This window comes from Bacillus sp. CGMCC 1.16541 (assembly GCF_003184905.1).
In the GTDB taxonomy this organism is placed as follows: domain Bacteria; phylum Bacillota; class Bacilli; order Bacillales; family Bacillaceae_H; genus Priestia.
This window is the reverse complement of sequence record NZ_QFRU01000032.1, coordinates 1-15,160: the sequence shown is the minus strand read 5'-3', so window position 1 is coordinate 15,160 and position 15,160 is coordinate 1. Positions and strand designations below refer to the sequence as shown.

General features: G+C 36.9%; 15 protein-coding genes and 1 riboswitch. Of the genes, 8 read left to right on the top strand and 7 right to left on the bottom strand.

Going from position 1 to position 15,160, the window contains the following annotated elements; all coding sequences use genetic code 11:
* Positions 1-10: 10 nt before the first annotated feature.
* Positions 11-1,537 carry an FAD-dependent oxidoreductase gene (locus DIS06_RS18500; RefSeq protein ID WP_110114716.1) on the bottom strand — a complete coding sequence of 509 codons (1,527 nt, stop codon included), beginning with the start codon at positions 1,535-1,537 and terminating at the stop codon, positions 11-13.
* 193 nt (positions 1,538-1,730) lie between these two features.
* Here DIS06_RS18500 and DIS06_RS18495 point away from each other — a divergent pair, with 193 nt between their 5' ends.
* Entirely contained in the window at positions 1,731-2,723 is a 993-nt protein-coding gene (locus DIS06_RS18495; protein ID WP_239422150.1) for an extracellular catalytic domain type 1 short-chain-length polyhydroxyalkanoate depolymerase, read from the top strand.
* Between the two features lie 256 nt (positions 2,724-2,979).
* Here DIS06_RS18495 and DIS06_RS18490 read toward each other — a convergent pair whose 3' ends face one another.
* A complete protein-coding gene (locus DIS06_RS18490; RefSeq protein WP_110114715.1) occupies positions 2,980-3,090 on the bottom strand; it encodes a YjcZ family sporulation protein in 111 nt (36 codons plus the stop codon).
* A gap of 400 nt (positions 3,091-3,490) precedes the next feature.
* Positions 3,491-3,624, top strand: a riboswitch (cyclic di-AMP (ydaO/yuaA leader).
* A 45-nt stretch (positions 3,625-3,669) separates the two neighbouring features.
* Between DIS06_RS18490 and DIS06_RS18485 the strand changes: the two genes are divergently transcribed.
* Complete coding sequence (locus DIS06_RS18485; RefSeq protein ID WP_110114714.1) at positions 3,670-4,089, top strand: CBS domain-containing protein; 420 nt, start codon at positions 3,670-3,672, stop codon at positions 4,087-4,089.
* A gap of 56 nt (positions 4,090-4,145) precedes the next feature.
* Here the strand turns inward: DIS06_RS18485 and DIS06_RS18480 are convergent, their stop codons facing one another.
* From DIS06_RS18480 to DIS06_RS18465, 4 genes are all read right to left on the bottom strand, one after another.
* Positions 4,146-4,592, bottom strand: coding sequence for a spore coat protein (locus tag DIS06_RS18480; RefSeq protein ID WP_162596023.1), 447 nt, complete (start codon positions 4,590-4,592; stop codon positions 4,146-4,148).
* A gap of 405 nt (positions 4,593-4,997) precedes the next feature.
* Complete coding sequence (locus DIS06_RS18475) at positions 4,998-5,219, bottom strand: hypothetical protein (RefSeq protein ID WP_110114712.1); 222 nt, start codon at positions 5,217-5,219, stop codon at positions 4,998-5,000.
* A 173-nt stretch (positions 5,220-5,392) separates the two neighbouring features.
* A complete protein-coding gene (locus DIS06_RS18470; protein WP_239422148.1) occupies positions 5,393-6,505 on the bottom strand; it encodes a glycoside hydrolase domain-containing protein in 1,113 nt (370 codons plus the stop codon).
* Positions 6,506-6,622: 117 nt separating this feature from the next.
* On the bottom strand, positions 6,623-7,945 hold the full coding sequence (locus tag DIS06_RS18465) for a hemolysin family protein (protein WP_110114711.1): 1,323 nt from the start codon (positions 7,943-7,945) through the stop codon (positions 6,623-6,625).
* A 222-nt stretch (positions 7,946-8,167) separates the two neighbouring features.
* Between DIS06_RS18465 and DIS06_RS20830 the strand changes: the two genes are divergently transcribed.
* Positions 8,168-8,290: a hypothetical protein gene (locus tag DIS06_RS20830; protein ID WP_275425447.1), complete on the top strand. Its 123-nt coding sequence runs from the start codon at positions 8,168-8,170 to the stop codon at positions 8,288-8,290.
* Between the two features lie 562 nt (positions 8,291-8,852).
* Here DIS06_RS20830 and DIS06_RS18460 read toward each other — a convergent pair.
* Positions 8,853-9,485 carry a spore coat protein gene (locus DIS06_RS18460; protein WP_110114710.1) on the bottom strand — a complete coding sequence of 211 codons (633 nt, stop codon included), beginning with the start codon at positions 9,483-9,485 and terminating at the stop codon, positions 8,853-8,855.
* Between the two features lie 262 nt (positions 9,486-9,747).
* Between DIS06_RS18460 and DIS06_RS18455 the strand changes: the two genes are divergently transcribed.
* From DIS06_RS18455 to DIS06_RS18435, 5 genes are all read left to right on the top strand, one after another.
* Entirely contained in the window at positions 9,748-11,157 is a 1,410-nt protein-coding gene (locus tag DIS06_RS18455) for an NAD-dependent succinate-semialdehyde dehydrogenase (RefSeq protein ID WP_204166826.1), read from the top strand.
* A 347-nt stretch (positions 11,158-11,504) separates the two neighbouring features.
* The gene (amyS, locus tag DIS06_RS18450; protein ID WP_110114708.1) at positions 11,505-13,055 is read left to right on the top strand and encodes an alpha-amylase; all 1,551 of its coding nucleotides are present in this window, start codon (positions 11,505-11,507) and stop codon (positions 13,053-13,055) included.
* 125 nt (positions 13,056-13,180) lie between these two features.
* Complete coding sequence (locus DIS06_RS18445) at positions 13,181-13,756, top strand: hypothetical protein (RefSeq protein WP_110114707.1); 576 nt, start codon at positions 13,181-13,183, stop codon at positions 13,754-13,756.
* A 228-nt stretch (positions 13,757-13,984) separates the two neighbouring features.
* On the top strand, positions 13,985-14,407 hold the full coding sequence (locus tag DIS06_RS18440; RefSeq protein ID WP_110114706.1) for a hypothetical protein: 423 nt from the start codon (positions 13,985-13,987) through the stop codon (positions 14,405-14,407).
* Between the two features lie 54 nt (positions 14,408-14,461).
* The gene (locus DIS06_RS18435) at positions 14,462-14,734 is read left to right on the top strand and encodes a hypothetical protein (protein ID WP_110114705.1); all 273 of its coding nucleotides are present in this window, start codon (positions 14,462-14,464) and stop codon (positions 14,732-14,734) included.
* The last annotated feature ends 426 nt before the right edge of the window (positions 14,735-15,160 follow it).

Here is a 15,160-nt window from a genome sequence, read left to right as displayed (position 1 = left end):
AAAAGCAAGTCTATTCCGTTTCCACATGTTTTAAAGGTTTATTTGCAGGACCTTCAATAACTTGTCCATCATAAGAAAACCTTGAACCATGACAAGGACAGTCCCACGTCGTATCTCCAGCATTCCATTCAACTTCACAACCTAAGTGTGTACAAGTCGTATCGATGCAATGAACCTTACCATCTAGATCTTTGTATGCCCCTGATCGTTTCCCTTTGATGAGTACGACAGCACCTTCACCCATTTCTAAATCTTTTATTTGTTTGTCGCCAATGTCTAATTTCCCTTCTATTAGATGACCTGCAACATCAAAGTTTTGCATTAAAAATTGTTTGATGCTAGGATCGGCATTAAAGCGTGAAGGAGAAAATAATTCCATATAAGGGTTCTCGCGCTCTGTAATTAAATCTCGCAGAAGAAGAGCAGCAGCGGTTCCGTTTGTCATTCCCCATTTTCGGTAGCCCGTTGCGACAAAAATGTTTTTCTTCTTCGGTGTAATAGAACCGATATAAGGCACTTTATCGAGTGTATATAAATCTTGAGCTGACCAGCGGTATAAGTATTCGTTTATACCAAATGTCTCTTCGGCAAAATCTTGCAGTGCTTTATAATGATACATCGTATTAACACCTTGACCACTTTTGTGACTGTCTCCACCAATTAAAATCAACTTTTCTCCGTTCATTTCTGTATACCGAAGTGAGCGTGTTGGTTGTTCAGCACTCAAATACATACCACCAGGATAGGCTTTTTCAGATTTAATCGCAATGACATAAGAACGCTCAGCATACATTCTTGAAAAGTAAAAGCCATTGCCATCATAAAAAGGAAAGTGAGACGCAATGACAACGTGTTTGCATGTGACTTTGACGCCGTTCTTCGTCAATACAATGGGTTGTTCTCCTTTTTTTATATCAGTTGCTACCGTATGCTCGAAAATTTGTCCACCCGCTTTTTTTATCTCTTCGACTAATGCAAATAAGTATTTTAAAGGATGAAATTGTGCTTGATTTTTCATAACGACAGCTTCCTTAATTGGGAAATCGAAAGGGATTTCATGTGTAAGGTCACTTGGAATGTCTAGCTTTTGGTATGCTTTATATTCATCGTAGATTTTTTGTACGTATTTGTCTGAATTTGTATAAATGTAAGCATCTTCTGTTGAGAAATCGCAATTAATCTGTTTTTCTTCAATTAAATCTTTTACAAATTGAAGTGCTTCATTGTTTGCTTTATAGTAATTCTTTGCTTGTTCTTTTCCAATGTGTTGAATTAATTCATCATAGATAAGACCGTGTTGAGCGGTTAATTTAGCTGTTGTATGTCCCGTTGTACCATTTAGCAATTCATTGGCCTCTAATAAAGCCACATTTAACCCTTGTTTTGTAAGTAGATAAGCGGTTGTAATCCCTGTTATACCTCCACCGATAATGGCTACATCAACGGTTAAATCATTTTGAAGTGCATCAAATGAAGGTAATGGAAGGTTACTGCGCCAAAATGGTTCAGGAGATTGAGGCATGTTTGATTTTGTCATAAAAGTCCCTCCTTCTGTTCTATACTAGATAACTTTTCCAATTAGTGAGTTTCTATGTAAACAAGAGCTAAATTTAGCTTTTTTTTATCTTTTACTAGTGTCAATTTTCATCTATTTCAATATTTTATATAAATGAAGGGTTTTCATTACGCATATACATGAATGTAAACGCTCACAAAAAGGGTGGTGCCACATGTCTGAAGCGCTTACGGTGATCGTCACAATTTTAATGTTGATTTGTGGTAAGAGTTGTGAGGAAGATTCGCTCGAGAATGTTGTTCAAGAAAGTACTTTTGAATCATACATGTTCGGAGGAAAGATGTTTAAACTGTATGTTCCAAAACATTATGATGACCGCGAGTCGTACCCGCTTATGGTGATGTTACATGGGTGTACACAAAATGCAAACGACTTTGCAGCTGGAACGAAGATGAATGAATTAGCTGATACACAAAATTTTTTAGTTCTATATCCACAACAAACAGAAAAATCAAATATGAAGAAGTGCTGGAATTGGTTTTCACCATCTCATCAAAAGAGAGGAAAGGGAGAGCCTCGTATTATTGTTGGCATGGTGAATAAAGTGAAAGATATGTATAACATTAACGAAAGTCAAGTCTACGTTGCAGGATTATCTGCAGGAGGGGCGATGAGCGTCATTTTAGGAGCGACATACCCTGATGTATTTTCTGGTGTAGGTGTAGTTGCGGGACTTGAATATAAAGCAGCCACGAATGTATTAGGAGCATACGCGGCAATGGCAAGTGGTGGACCTAATCCAGTGAAACAAGGCAAGTTAGCATACAAGCAAATGGGGAAATATGCTAAAGTCGTTCCTGTTATTGTATTTCAAGGAACAGCTGATCGAACCGTCATTGAAAAGAATGCGAATCAAGTGGTGTCACAGTGGATTGTCACGAACGATTTTGCTCATAATGGAGAAAATAATAATTGGATTCGTGACATTGATATTCATATTGATGAAGAAACTGTACCTTTTGGTCGCAGATACACAAGTTACAAATACGCAGTAACAGAAGAAAAAGTCATAGTTGAAAAGCATATTATACACGGTATGGGTCATGCTTGGTCAGGTGGAGATGAATCAGGAACGTATACGGATCCTCAAGGCCCTAACGCCAGTCAGATGATGTGGGAGTTTTTTGTGAATCATTATTCCGTTTAGATAAAATTGAATGAAAAAACGTAAATGAAAGACGCTTGTGAAACGTAATTGGCAATACCTTTTGTTTATAGAGTCTAAGAAATGAAGAACAGATAAGCAAAGGGTATTGTCTATAACATGCTTTATTTCGCTCTTTTAATTCGTGCTCAAACTGAATCTTACATGATACTCATTAGCTGTTTAAACAGAAAAAAAGACCGCTTCAAAACGGTCTTTTTTTACGAAGAACTTTTGCAAATCATGGTTGTTTTTCAGCTTACCAGCCGCCACCAAAACAGCTACAACCAACAATGATTAATAGAATGAAAAGAACAACTAAAAATGCAAAACCTCCGTTATATCCACCAGTTCCGCAACCTGCGCCCATCCAAAACGCCTCCTTTTATTTTCTGTTACACATGAAAAGTATTTCTTATAGGTGATTTACTTTACGTTACATTACTATCATACGCACAAACGTAGAGGTTGTGATAAAAATGGGTAGTTGCGGAGTTTTCCATTTTTTTAAAGGAAAGATGCTCATTATCGCGAATGTGTATATAGTGCAATATAAGGAAGATTCTAAGAGCCAAAGAGAAAAAGAAGTTTGTAAGACAAAAGAAGGGGGAATAAAAAAGGGGTTATGATACATATAGATAATTTTGTCGGTAAATAACCATAATGTTATTTTGAAAAATCATTTAGTCATCGAAAAATAGGGTGAAAAAGCAATGTATCTCGCTTGACAGAAAATATTTACAACGGTAATATACTTTCGTATTATTTGTCGCAAATGAACGCTTAATCATTTTACGATGAACGGGGGAACCGACTACTTGGGGTGAACCTTTTGAAAAAGGCAGGGTTACTCTTATAATCCGAATCCGACAGCTAACTCCGTAAGCGTGTTAAGAGCTGACTTTTTATGTTGTAGATTTAAAAAGGCAAAAAAGGAGAATGAAAACGAATGAATATTGCTTTTCTCTTAATTCCAAAACATGAGGTCGTAACATTAAACATCAATTCAACATTACGACAAGCACTTGAGAAGATGGAATATCATCGTTATTCGTCTGTACCATTAGTAGATGATGATGGGAAATACGTTGGAATTTTAACAGAAGGAGATTTACTGTGGAAATTAAAAAGTTTAGGTGATTATCGTTTTCAAGATACTGAACAAATTCCACTTATACAAGTCGATCGCTATCAAGATTACCAGCCAATTTCTATCCATGACGAAATTGATAGCATTTTATCAAAAGCAATTGATCAAAACTTCGTACCAGTTGTAGATGATCAAGGCGTATTTATCGGGATTATAAGACGACGAGAAATTTTAGAGTTTTATGCCGATCGCCTGTTTATGAAACAAGATACCAATTAGAAATAAGAAAGCCACCCCTGTACATACGGGGTTGGCTTTCTTATTTCTATAAAAAATTATAGAATGTCTAATTCAACGATTAAAAGAAGTAATAACTGTAATAAGATTTGTAAGTTGACAACTAGACCAAGGTCAATCGTTGCGACTAATACATTATCAGAACCTTCAATATATGTTTTTTGATAATTATACTGTTTTGTTTTGACAACACCTAATAACTCTTGAGTGATGTGGTTTGCTGTATCGTCGTCATCGTCAAGTAAAGAAAGGCTAATAATAGCGGAGATCGCCGCTTGCAATGCAGCTTGTAAAGATAATGCAGCTTTTGCATCAATAGAAAGTACAGCAACATTAGTAGAATCTTTTACATAAATTTCTTCATGAGTATTTTGAACAACTTCAGAATAGCCTTTGTTTGATAGAGAAAAACTATCACCGTGTCTAGAACCTGATTGACTCCCTCTACCATTTCTTGTTCCAAACCAAAAATCATGTTGATTCAATTGAACTTCCTCCTTCATTTAGTAACTACATTATATGTATATGAAAAGAAGGTGAGGATGGTACAGGCTATTCTACTAATCTATTAAAATTGGCTTACACCTAGCTAATAGGAAAAAGAGTTCGAGAGAAGGGTGAATGACTGTTTGTGAAACTTTTAATGACATAAAGCTATGAATCTAGCTGTATGAATGAACTCAATAAAAGAGAAAAATGAGCAATGAGTATGTTAGACATGCTAGATGAAAAAGAAAGAGGCTGGAGCGAAATGGAACGAACTTGTTGTTGTAACTTAACGATTATAGAAACGGCATTGTTCGTTTTTGAAAAGAAATCATTTCGTTATGTCCCAACCTCATTGGCTATATATTACGTGAGGTGTCATGGTCCATTCATAGTTAAATAGGTTATTTTTTCGTGTTATTTTGTTGCTTCGCTGCATTTTGTTGTTTGTTTGCGTTTTTCACAATCGTTTCAACGTTTTGTTTTAAATCTCTTACCATTGATAGAATTTGTTGGCGTTCTGCATTAGATAGTTTCTTCACATTATTAGAAGATACTCCATGCTTTTTTAACGTACTATTTACTAAAAATTTCAAGCTGTCTTTTGAAAATTGTGGGTTGCTCATATACTCACTCCTTTTATTTCTTCACTCTCTTATACTATATTCATACTTGTGAGTGTTGCTTCATACGATTACCTATTTTAAGAGGAAAAGTAGTCAATAATAGAATGAGTAGAAAATAAGCACTCTTCATTATGCCGTTTTGCAGCAAGTAATAAAGAGTGCAGAGGATTTTACTACCATAAAACGTCTAATGCTTCACTCGTAAATAAATTCGTATCAATGTTGCATTGTTCGGCATCAATTCCGTATTGCCACCCTGCTACAAGTGCATCTTTTGGTGCTTCAGGTTGGTAATTTGGTGCGTTTTTTTCGGTTGTGATTCCCATATTAGGTGCTGCAGTCCATAAATAAGTACTGGATTTAAGTTCTTCATTTTGTTTTGAAGCTTCTTCAAATGCTGTTGTTAATTCCCTTTCTGCGTCAAAAATCCCGTAAATTCCAGGCTTGTAAGGAGAGGCTGTCATTGTCTCAAACCACCCAACAATAAAGTCAGCGTCAACAGGATAATTAGGTTCAATATCAGCGAAAATGGCGACTCCATCGGGTACACCGAGGTCAGTAGCAAGTTTGGTGGCTAGTTGAGCTTGTTCTTTACCTGATTCATATCCGCGAGCATCTTTAAATTGGTTATAAATAAGTAACACTTTTGCACCTGTTGATTGAATAAACGAGGCTTCGTCTTTTGTCACACCTTTTGAAACGTTATTTTTATCACCTAAATAGCGGCCCCACACAGCCGGATTTCCGAAGTTTTTACGTACGCATGAATTGAATTCTTCGGTTGTGTCACTTGCAGAATCAATTCCCCATACTAGTTCTAGTTGCTTTTGACTATCACGTTGCTTGTTTGGCTGATTTTCGTTTTCTTTATTGCCTTTTTGGATAGAAGTGTTTGTTTCGTTCGTCTTATCGGAAGCTTTTGTTTCATCTGTCTGGTTTGAAGATTCGCTTGATTGTGGTGGTGTTGTTTTCACATTGTTTGTGACTGAGTTTTCAATCGTGACGTTCACACTGACATCGATGTTGTTTGCAAGAGAGTTGGCGATGGTGTTACCTTCATCTACCTCAACGGAGTTTGTCACGTTGTTATTGATAGTGCCGTCGCCTTTATGATTAATCGTGTTTTGAACCTCGTTTTGAACGGATGACTCACTAGAAGGTGAAGCGTTCAGTTGGTGAGAGGAAGGTTGTTTCGTTCCTGTATCATACAAAAAGAAAACGGTAACCAGCGTTAATGTACATAAAAAAGCAGCAAACATCACGACATAAGACTTCTGTTCATTCATGTTCTCACACCCTTTTGTATTGATTCGTTGTCATAGTATGCAACGACCAATAAACGGTGCCCAATTAAGGAATGTGAAAGCGATAAACAAAAAATGAACCAGTTAACTGGTTCATTCCTATGATTCTTCTGTATGCTCTTCGGTTTTTCGTTTCTTTACTTCAACATATTTAATATGATGATCATCGATAATGAGTACTTTAAAGTAGTAGCCATCATGGCGAACGATATCTCCTTTGCCTACATCGAAATCCTTTGTTAAAATCCAGCCGGCAATCGTATCTACTTCTTCTTCATTAATATCTGTGCCAAGAAGTTCGTTCACTTCTGTAATTAGCATTTTCCCATCTAAAATGTAATGGCCGTCCTTGATTTTCTGAACATCTGGGATCTCATCTACATCGAACTCGTCTCGGATCTCACCGACAATTTCTTCTACAATATCTTCGACCGTAATTAAACCAGCGGTCCCTCCATATTCATCGAACAAAATTGCCATCTGTACACGTTCGGTTTGCATCTTTACAAGGAGATCGTGAATGGGAATGGTTTCAATTACTTTCATAATGGGCTTAATATACGACTCGAGTGTTTCAGTTCCATCTTTTTCATTAAAAACAAGATCATTATAAATTTCCTTAATGTTAATTAACCCAACAATGCGGTCTTTGTCACTGTCTTCTATAACAGGATACCGTGTATATTTTTCGATGCCAGCCACTTTTAAGAACACTTCAACAATGTCAGCTTTAGATGCTGCGACAATTTCTGTTCGTGGTACCATTACTTCTTTTGCGAGGCGATTATCAAATTCAAATATTTTGTTTACGTATTTATATTCAGATTGATTGATTTCTCCACGCTTTAAGCTCTCAGATAACAAAATGCGTAATTCTTCTTCGCTGTGAGCAACTTCATGCTCAGATGCAGCGTTGACTCCAAACATTCTCGTAATAACACGGGCTGAACCATTTAACGCCCAGATAAAGGGAAACATGATCTTGTAGAACCAGATAATGGGGCGAGCGAATAAAAGAGAGACACGTTCCGCCATTTGAATTGCAAATGTTTTTGGAGCAAGTTCTCCAATCACGACATGCAAAAAAGTAATGACTGCAAATGCAATGGCAAATGATAAAATCTTTGAAACGGAAGGGTTTAGTTCTAAGCTATGAAACAATGGGTGAAGAAGTCGTTCGAGTGTTGGCTCACCTAACCATCCAAGACCTAAGGCTGTAATGGTGATACCGAGCTGACATGCAGAAAGGTATTCATCTAAGTTTGATACCACATGCTTAACTGCAAGGGCGTTTTTATTTCCTTCTTCGATTAATTGGTTAATACGCGATGTACGAATCTTTACGATGGCAAATTCAGTAGCAACAAAAAAAGCCGTTAATGCAATCAAAAGAGCAACAAGAACCAAATTCAACGCTACCATGTTTTCACCTCAATTCATGTAGTTTAGATAATATGTATAAGTACAGTCTTGTCCAAATTGAAAAGGAACATGTACATATTTTGTAGGTTCGTCATCTTAAAAGAAAATCCACACATATATTCAAAAAAATATTTGAATAAAAGAGAGCAAGTGTAACGTGTTTAACTTTATGTAAAGGAGGCGAGAAACTCCCATCTTCAAGAAATGTGAAAGGTGGGGCGAATGAGTAAGAAGGATAGTTCTAGAGGAAGGAGTGAAAAAGGAGAAGTCATGATTTTTCTTGTTTATAAAGAGCAAGTAGCTAGTACTGATGATAAAAATTATAACAGTCAAACATACAAATAAGCTGCTCTCTTTTGTTTATAGAGACGCAGCTTATTTGTTTATTCGTTCTTTTAGAGGAATCGTAAATCTGGACATAATGGCAAACTCGCTTAAAGCTTAGATAGGTGTAATATGTTTGTTTCTGTTTCATTCATACAACATTCATCTTGCACCAACTACGTTTGCTTAACACCTCCTTTTAACAAGTATGCTTTTGTATGTCACTTCCTTTCTTATAAGTTGTATACATTATATATCATAAATAAATTAAATAGTATGAATATTTTGAACTATAAGGATAGATATTGTCGAAAGAACAGGTGTTTTAGATGAGAAACTCATTATATATTCACAAAAATAGGTGAGTTTTACATTTGTTTGATACATAACTGTTACAAAAAATAAGTGAATTGAACTAAACAAAAGAAGGGTGATTGATAAGTAAGAAGAGTGAAGAAAAGTAAGTTTATATGCAACATCCCATGCCTATCTATTTTTTTGTGTGTGGATGTGATGGGCATGGGATGTTTAGGACAGAATCGAGCGAAGAAGTTCTTCTCTTTATTGTTCGGTCTCTCTCTTTTTAATGTGTTTGGTTCGAAGGCATTTGCGGTTGTGCTTGACTTGGTACAAAACTTGTTGTCATCTGTTGCATATCTTGTTGTGCTAATTGTGGCACTTGATAATAATGACGTTTGTTTTGGAACAAGGCGATGTCATAAGCCATCTCTACCCAATTTGGTACGGTATCAGCAAACATTCGACGAATGATTGGGTTTGTTACTTCTAAAGATGTCATCGTCAAAAGGGATGCGTGAGCTTTTATTAACCCTAACATATGCCCTGAAACACCAGTGTCTTTCATGTCATTAATCGACTGATTTGGTTTTTTCGGTTGAGACGGTTTCAATCCGTAGACAAAATCATGACTTTGGGACATGTTGTACGTTTGTGTTGGATGGGGTGGCTTTTGTCCGGATGAAAAACATTGAGTCAGCATATTGTACTCATCTAAAATAAATGAATATTGATGATCAAGAATTGAAAGTAACTCAGCGTCCTGTACATATTGTCGAAATAACATAAATTGATCAAGGACATTAATGTAGCCTGCTAATGTTTCATGTACATCAAACATTTCGTGACCACCGTGGTTCATTTGCTGTGGAACTTGACCTATGTGCATGTTTTCATGAGTTTGGCTATTCATATTCATTCATAATCCTCCTAAAAAAGTAATACGACACCTGATTATTTTAAGTTAGAGAGTTAAAATCATGCCTGGTAATGAAAAACGATTTAATTAATATATGTGCTAAATAATCATTAAGATCACACTTTAAGCATCTAAGTAGATTTTTACAGAAATTTTCTTTTAGAGAGTCGTAACAGTACAAGAAGAAGTTTGTTCTTTTGTGGATAGGATAAATATAAACTAATAAAAACAAAAGGAGATGGATAACATGACACTTGATTCAATGTATATCAATGGAGAGTGGATCAAAACAAACGATACGATTACCGTTACAAATCCAGCAACAAGCGAAGTTCTTACGACAGTTCCTAAAGGAGGAAAGAGAGAAGCAACTTTGGCTGTAAATGCGGCACACGAAGCGTTTCAAACATGGGCAAAAAAAACAGCTGAAGAAAGAAGTGCGTTATTAATGAATTGGTACAAAAAGATTGATGAACAAAAAGAAGAGCTGGCCGTTTTGATGACCAAAGAGCAAGGGAAGCCAAAAAAAGAAGCGCTTGGTGAAATTACGTATGCAAATCAGTTTGTTTCATGGTATGCGGAGGAAGGAAAGCGGGTATATGGGCAAACCGTTCCTGCTTCTGCTCCAAATAAACGCATTTTTGTACATAAACAACCAGTAGGAGTCATTGCGGCTATCACACCTTGGAACTTTCCAGCAGCGATGATTACAAGAAAAGTTGCACCTGCTCTAGCGGCAGGGTGTACGGCAGTGGTAAAACCAGCCTCACAAACACCCTTAACAGCACTTAAGCTAGCAGAGTTAGCTCATGAAGCAGGCATTCCTAAAGGAGTATTGAATGTTGTGACAGGGAGTGCAAGCGAAATTAGTGAAGCGTGGATGAAAGACGAACGTGTTCGTAAAGTATCGTTTACAGGTTCAACAGAAGTTGGAAAGATGTTAATGAAGAGTGCTGCCGATACCGTCAAAAAGTTGTCCCTCGAGCTAGGCGGTCATGCTCCATTTATTGTAACGAAGCATGCAGATATAAAAAAAGCAGTAGAAGGAGTAGTCGGATCGAAGTTTCGAAATGCAGGGCAAACGTGCATTTGTACAAATCGTGTGTACGTTCATGAAGAAGTGGCGGAAGTGTTTACAAGTGAATTCACAAAAGCGGTTCAACAATTAAAGGTGGGGAATGGTTTGGAAGAAGGAATTGATATTGGGCCGTTAATTGATGAGGGTGCAGTGGAAAAAGTAAAAGAACATATACAAGATGCACTTGATAAAGGAGGTCAACTTCTTACAGGCGGGAAAGAGATTGATGAGCAAAGTGGAAACTTTATGGAACCAACCGTCATTTCAAATGTAACAGACGAGATGGAATGTATGATTGAAGAAACATTTGGCCCTCTTGCACCGATTACAACGTATCAAACAGAAGAAGAAGTCATTAAACGAGCCAACAACTCACCGTACGGTTTAGCAGCATATGTGTTTACTGAACAGATTAAGGAAGCCATTTCGATATCAGAACAACTTGAATATGGAATTGTCGGTGTAAACGATGGTGCTCCCTCGACGGCACAAGCTCCGTTTGGTGGGTTTAAAGAAAGTGGATTAGGTCGTGAAGGTGGTCATTGGGGAATCGATGAGTATTTGGAAGTGAAATACATTTCATTGTCTCTATAAATTTTGAGTAGGGCATGCCAACGTTTCATACTACTATAGGTAAATCTTTTGAGAGAAGGTGAAGGTGCGAGATATACGTTTTAGGAGCACGCTCTTTTTTTGAAATGCAACGATAAGATAGAAGCTCAAAAAAGATATGAATAGTCTTTTTTGGGCTTTTTTAGTTCTTCTTTCTTATTCTCTTTCTTAATGAGCATTAAAAATAGTATGTAAAATAACGATTCTCTTCTTTATTGTGAAAATAATAGGACGATTGTTTCCTTTTTTAAAAAGAAGAAGGAGTTTTCGTTTTTTATCTCTAATTTTATCATGTGAAGCGCTTACATAATAGTGGAGGAGATGACCGTATGAAGAAAAAAGGAACAAAAACATGGTTCGTTTCAATTGTTTTTTTATTACTAGCAGTGCTAACGGTTGCACCAGGTGATAAAGCGGAGGCAGCTAAACAAAACGGTACGATGATGCAGTACTTTGAATGGTATTTACCTAATGATGGACAACACTGGAACCGTTTGCGCACTGACGCAACGTATTTAAAAAGTATCGGTGTTTCTGCGGTGTGGACGCCACCTGCTTATAAAGGCACAAGTCAAAATGATGTAGGATACGGAGCGTATGATTTGTATGATCTGGGTGAGTTTAATCAAAAAGGAACGGTACGCACAAAGTATGGAACAAAGGCTGAACTTAAGTCAGCAGTTAGTACACTCAAAGCAAACGGCATTCAAGTATATGGAGATGTCGTCATGAATCATAAAGGGGGAGCCGATTATACAGAAAATGTAACAGCAGTCGAAGTAAACCCTTCTAACCGAAACCAGGAAACATCAGGAGACTACATGATTCAAGCTTGGACAGGCTTTAACTTTCCTGGACGTGGGAATACACATAGTTCGTTTAAATGGAAGTGGTATCATTTTGATGGAACAGACTGGGATCAGTCTCGGAATGCCAGTCGTATTTTTAAGTTTCGCGGAACAGGAAAAGCATGGGATTGGGAAGTTTCCACTGAAAACGGTAACTACGATTACTTAATGTATGCGGATGTTGATTTTGAACATCCAGACGTTGCGAATGAAATGAAAAACTGGGGCGTATGGTATGCAAATGAAGTTGGCTTAGATGGATTTCGTTTAGATGCGGTAAAGCATATTAAACACAATTATTTAGGAGATTGGGTCAATCACGTTCGTACTCGAACAGGAAAAGAAATGTTTACGGTTGCTGAATATTGGCAAAATGATGTGAATGCGATTAACAACTATTTAGCTAAAGTGAATTATAATCATTCTGTCTTTGATGCACCGCTTCATTACAATTTTCATTATGCGTCTCAATCAGGTGGAAACTATGATATGAGAAACTTATTAAATGGCACTGTCGTAGCTACGCATCCAACGAAAGCTGTGACATTAGTTGAAAATCATGATTCACAGCCAGGTCAGTCTTTAGAATCCGTTGTACAGTCTTGGTTTAAACCACTTGCTTATGCATTTATTTTAACGAGAGCACAAGGCTACCCGAGTGTATTTTACGGTGATATGTATGGAACAAATGGAAACAGTTCCTATGAGATTCCTGCATTAAAAACAAAGTTAGAGCCGTTATTAAAAGCACGTAAAGATTATGCATACGGTACTCAACACAACTACATGGATCACTGGGATGTTATTGGTTGGACTCGTGAAGGAGACGGGACAAAAGCAAAATCTGGGTTAGCAACTCTCATTACGGATGGACCAGGTGGATCAAAGTGGATGTATGTAGGAAAACAAAATGCTGGTGAGGTATGGGGTGACTTGACAGGTAACAGAGGAGATAAAGTAACGATTAATGCAGACGGATGGGGGCAATTCTATGTGAATGGAGGATCTGTCTCTGTGTATGTTCAACAATAAATATAAATGAAAAAGAAAGTAGTGAAGAGCTACTTTCTTTTTTTGCTTACTAAAAGAAAAAGGATTTTTGCGAAAGAGGTCGAATAAACAAGATAACCAATTTATTGAAGATAGGGGTAACGATTATGAATGAGTTGCTATCACAATCGAGCGAGCTAAAGCGCGAAGCAACGGAATTATTAGACGATTATCATTTACTTTCTATTTTAAAAAAATACGGCAATCCTTTAATTATTGGGAGTTATGATTTAGATGTGATGACTTGGCGAGATATCGATGTTTATATCGGTAATGATGTTATGTTTGAGGATGCGTTTTTTCGGTTAGGCAGAGAGCTGACGATGCGCTTTGAGCCGAAAAAAATGATTTATCGTAATGAACGCATTGCTAAAACTCCTCACTTACCGAACGGTTTATATTGGGGAATGTATGCAGATAGTTTAGAAAAAGAGTGGAAGTTTGATATATGGCTAGTATCCACAGAGTTGGTCAGGCAGCAATTAAAGAAACAGCAACAATTAAAATCAATGCTAACCGATGAAAAGCGAAACTTAATTTTATCTTTAAAACAACAAAATGGCTATCGACGTTATTATACAAGTGAAGATGTGTATAAAGGCGTCATTGAACATAATGTTCGTGATGCAGGTGCTTTTTTCATTTGGTTACAGCAGCAAAAGAATGGACAAGTGAAACGATAGAAGTGATGAATACAAAGTCTCTAGCTCTTTACTTAAGTTATGGATCAGGTTATGTCGAATGGAACGTTTTTGTTTCCTATGACATAGCTTTTTTCATGAACGGACAAGTATCTTGTCGTGATCTTTATCATATTGGGACAAAAATGAGCACTTGTCCTAGGACAAACGCCCTTTCATGAACATATCTTTGACATACTTTATAAGTATACCACGTAAGGAGGAATTCACTTGTATTATCCACAAAAACCAAATTGTCAATATCCATCAAAAAAGAAATATTATGATCGACCTACTACTGAAACAACAGAAGGGTCAAACTCGGTTCATATCGAAAACATTGGAAACTCTCACGTTCATGTTCATATCGACTCTAATGCAGAATCAGCTCAAAAGCAAGAGGCAGATCAAGATCAACAAACTCGTAATCGTCAAGATGGTGAGCAAAACCAACAAGGTGAACAACGTCAGCAAACGCAACAGCGTCAAAGAGGTCAAAGTGCTAGAGCAAATTCAGACTCTAACTCCGATTCGAACGCTGTAAGTAGAAATCGCAATACGATTAATAGCACAAATGAAAACGACAACGACAATAACAACGATAACACAAATGACAATGATAATCGTAATGTATTTAGACCGAGACGCTTTTAATAGATAAATAATTTGGTATGCCCTATTTTATACTTACACAAGGAGGAGAACATCTTGCACAATCATTCAAAGGTTGTTAATAGTGGGAATTCAGATGTAGATGTATCAGTCACCATCGATACGAGTGCGCTTGCTTACGCGATCAGTTGCTATCTTCACGCAAAGCAAGTACTCGATGATGAGGAATTTGTCCAAATGACCACAAATTTAAATCGACTATTAGGAAAAACACAAGATGCCCTTCCAGACTTAGTCGCAAATAAAAAAAGTTCTAACATGATTCTTACGCCAAATGACATACAGACAGTTAAAAAATTCCATAAATAAAGAGTCTAAGACAAGAGGATTAAAAAACTAATCTAATATGTCTCAAGCCGTAACATCCCTTGCCGAAAAAAATTCAGTAAAATGAAGTGCACCCCAAATGTTAGACACCAATTCTAACATTTGGGGTGCTTTCTTATGGAGAGATAGGCAAGGGATGGCTTACTTGCCATCTCGATTGTCCGACTGTTCGAGTGCGAGTTGCAGTAAATGAAAAATAGCTTGTGTACGAGTACCAAAACCCTTTCGCTCGTTGTATATGTCGACTCTATCTAAAAAAATCTTAAGACAACCGATTGTGTTTCCATATCTTCACCTCTAAATGAAATGGAATATCTATCTAATATGGTATAAGATGTATATCTCAACACGCGAGGAGGTGAAAGTCATGTTAGTCAATAAAGCCTATAAGTTTCGGATTTATCCTAA